Origin of the sequence: Epilithonimonas tenax DSM 16811 (assembly GCF_000428485.1) — a bacterium.
GTDB classification, from domain to species: domain Bacteria; phylum Bacteroidota; class Bacteroidia; order Flavobacteriales; family Weeksellaceae; genus Epilithonimonas; species Epilithonimonas tenax.
Genome location: NZ_AUAA01000082.1, coordinates 1 through 2977, shown reverse-complemented (window position 1 = coordinate 2977; position 2977 = coordinate 1). Strand labels below are relative to the sequence as shown.

Annotated in this window: 4 protein-coding genes; 2 read left to right on the top strand and 2 right to left on the bottom strand. The window is 32.8% G+C overall.

All coding sequences use genetic code 11. From position 1 onward, the window contains the following. Positions 1–129: 129 nt before the first annotated feature. Complete coding sequence (locus F564_RS0117435; RefSeq protein ID WP_028123708.1) at positions 130–780, bottom strand: LolA family protein; 651 nt, start codon at positions 778–780, stop codon at positions 130–132. A 147-nt stretch (positions 781–927) separates the two neighbouring features. Beyond that, the gene (locus tag F564_RS19650) at positions 928–1269 is read right to left on the bottom strand and encodes a hypothetical protein (RefSeq protein WP_034981956.1); all 342 of its coding nucleotides are present in this window, start codon (positions 1267–1269) and stop codon (positions 928–930) included. 137 nt (positions 1270–1406) lie between these two features. Between F564_RS19650 and F564_RS0117425 the strand changes: the two genes are divergently transcribed. Further along, the gene (locus F564_RS0117425; protein ID WP_051259733.1) at positions 1407–2267 is read left to right on the top strand and encodes a glycoside hydrolase family 25 protein; all 861 of its coding nucleotides are present in this window, start codon (positions 1407–1409) and stop codon (positions 2265–2267) included. 68 nt (positions 2268–2335) lie between these two features. After that, positions 2336–2671 carry a hypothetical protein gene (locus tag F564_RS0117420; RefSeq protein WP_154656920.1) on the top strand — a complete coding sequence of 112 codons (336 nt, stop codon included), beginning with the start codon at positions 2336–2338 and terminating at the stop codon, positions 2669–2671. The last annotated feature ends 306 nt before the right edge of the window (positions 2672–2977 follow it).

The window sequence follows — 2977 nt, the reverse complement described above, 5'->3', positions numbered from 1 at the left end:
TCGGAATTATGAACTCCTGATGGAAAATTCAGAAAACATGGTCAAATTATCCGCTTTAAAAAATTTATTGAATAAAATTTAAACAGGCTCTTAGTAGTACTAATACATTCTAAAAATACATGTTACTTTTTACAATTTGAACTCATCATCAGAAACTGGCTGATTGATTTTGATCTCTGTATTTTTGATACTGATTTGTTGTCCTGCTGCATCTACCGACATTTCCTCCACAAATTTGATTCCTTCCACGTCAGCATATTTGCTAATGGTCATATTCCCTTTTTCATTTTCAGTTTTGAAAAGCAATCCACTTTTTACATCAAAATAAGATTTGGAATCTTCTCCAGAAAGCAGGTAGTAGTCTTTTCCGTCGATCTGTGTTTTCTCCACTGTTTTGATTTTTGCAGGATCCATTCCAAGGGCATCCATCAATTTAGACGTTTTCAGTTTTGCAACTTGATCCGCTGGGAACTCCATTTTTTGTCCCATTTGATTGGCATAGCCTTTTTCGCCATCAAAAACCTGAACCATTTCCTGTCCCATCATAGATTGGCTGGATTTGAATTTGTTATCTTTTTTCACCGTTTTTCCTTCCATTTCCATTCCCATCACGCTGATGGTATTTTTCATAGAGAGTGTTTTCACCGCTTCTAACTTTTGTTTGCCACCTAATGCGGTAACATAGTTATCGATAATTTGTTTAGCCGTTGGTATTGCCTGAGCAGCCATATTTGCAACCATCACAAGAGAAAGTGCAAATGTTAAAATCATTTTTTTCATTTTTTCTAAAATTTTTCCTTGAACGAAAGTACTTGTTTTTGTTTAAAATTTTTGATTTATTTTCTCAAATATCTTTTTTATTTAGTTGGTATTTATGCCAAAATGTTACAAAAAAAGACCTCATTTTGTGAAGTCTTTTTTTGATTGTTATTTTTTAAGATCTGCCTTTACATCTTTGTAACCATCGGAAACAGCATCAGCGCCTTTTACAGCGGTCTTCTCGACGGCTTTCGCTCCTTTTTTAGCGGTTTTCTCGGTCCATTTCGCGCCTTTCTTAACGCCTTTTTTGGTAGCTGCTGCACCTTTCTTAGTTTTATCACCTACCCATTGTGCGCCATCTTTCACGCCTTCTCCGGTTGCTTTCGCACCTTTTTCAACTGCAGTTCCTACCGCTTTGGCATCTTTCTTCACTTCCTGTTTTACCGTCTGAGCACTCATTGCAACAGTGACCAATACAAATGCTGCTAATGTTAAGAATCGTTTTTTCATCGTTATTTATATTTAAAATTAAAGTGACAATATAAGCATAAAGTAAGCCAAAAAAATTTTAATTGATATTTTAATTCTTTAAAAATAAATTCATCCGCTTCTTTTCAAAACAGAAAAACAATATTTTTGCAACAGTTATGGCGAAGGCAAATCAGGCTACTAAAAGAAAAATTCATCAGAAAAGAAAAAACGTTTTTATTCGGAAACGCTGGATTCTGGTGATCGTTCTTTTGATGGCATTACTAGGAACGGGATTCTATCTTAGACAAAAGATCAATTACTATTTTTCTTATTATTTAGGAAAACAAGTTGAACATAAAAACCTGACCAATTCTGAAAAAGAAACAGCCAGAATAGATAAGATAGTTGGTCTTTATTCCAATCAGACTTTTGGTTTTGACATTTCTCATTACCAAAGAAAAGAAGATATCCAGTGGGACAGCCTTAGTATTGGAAACCGGACCATTCCTTTAAAATTTGTGGTTTTACGCGCCAGTATGGGAAACAGAAAATTGGATAAAAATTTTGATCATTTTTGGGAAACAGCAAAACACCACGGGCTCATAAGAGGTGCTTATCATTTCTATCGTCCGGACGAAGACCCCGTGATGCAGGCCAATTCCTATCTTTCCGTCGCAAAGTTAGAATCCGGAGATCTGCCTCCAATTTTGGATATTGAGAAAAATCCAAGAAAAAAATCAAAAGAACAATTGGTTTCTGACCTGAAGGTGTGGATCAAAATCATGGAAGAAACTTACGGCGAAAAGCCGATCATCTATACCTATTATCATTTTTACAAAGATTATTTGAAAGGCGAATTTGATGATTATCCACTTTGGCTCGCCAATTATAATGATGTCCCGACGCCTTCGCCAGATGACGAATTTCAATTCTGGCAATTCTCAGAAAACGGAATTGTTTATGGCATTAATACCAAAGTCGATTTGGATATTTATAATGGCAATCTTTGGAGTTTGAAAATGTTGACGATTGATTAAGATTAGGCTAAAATAATTTTGATTTTAGAAAATACATTTTTACATTAGTCAAAATTAAACCAATACTAGTGAAAAATATAATTATCATTTTAATCATTACATTATCAACCAATATATTAGTTGCGCAAAAACAACGAACATATTCTTTTAATACATTCACAATGATATCTTCAGAATATGGAAGCAAAGAGGAAATTGCAAATAATAACATTACTATTACTGAAAATAAAGATAAATCTTGTCACCTTCAAATTAATGATGCTTCTGGGGAAATAATAACATATAAAATACTTTTAAGAGGAGAAGAGTTTAATATTTCTGGTCAAAAAATGATGGCTCATAAGATTTTAGAAGAATCAAAAATAATATATATTCATATCTCACCAATGAAGATGGAAGTATAATCACTTTTATTGATCCTGAATATTCTGTAATCTTCAAGAACAAGTAATTTAAACGCGAGCCATTTTTTAATAATTATTCACCGATTAATTTTTCTCGTATATTTGTATTAATTGAATTATAATGGAAACAATCAGCTAAAAATCAACCAACGTACAAGCTACGGAAAAGCACTTTTGGAGTTGATAAAATTGGAATCGATGAAAAAAAAAGGTATGGATATGCAAATAAAAATTCCAGTATAAGTTAAGCTACATTTTGATAAATTTTGTTTTGATTATTAAACTCTTCAATAGTTTTGTATTTCA

Coding starts and splice junctions, on each gene's coding strand:
- F564_RS19650 (WP_034981956.1), bottom strand. CDS start 1,269: ATGAAAAAACGATTCTTAACATTAGCAGCATTTGTATTGGTCACTGTT.
- F564_RS0117425 (WP_051259733.1), top strand. CDS start 1,407: ATGGCGAAGGCAAATCAGGCTACTAAAAGAAAAATTCATCAGAAAAGA.
- F564_RS0117435 (WP_028123708.1), bottom strand. CDS start 780: ATGAAAAAAATGATTTTAACATTTGCACTTTCTCTTGTGATGGTTGCA.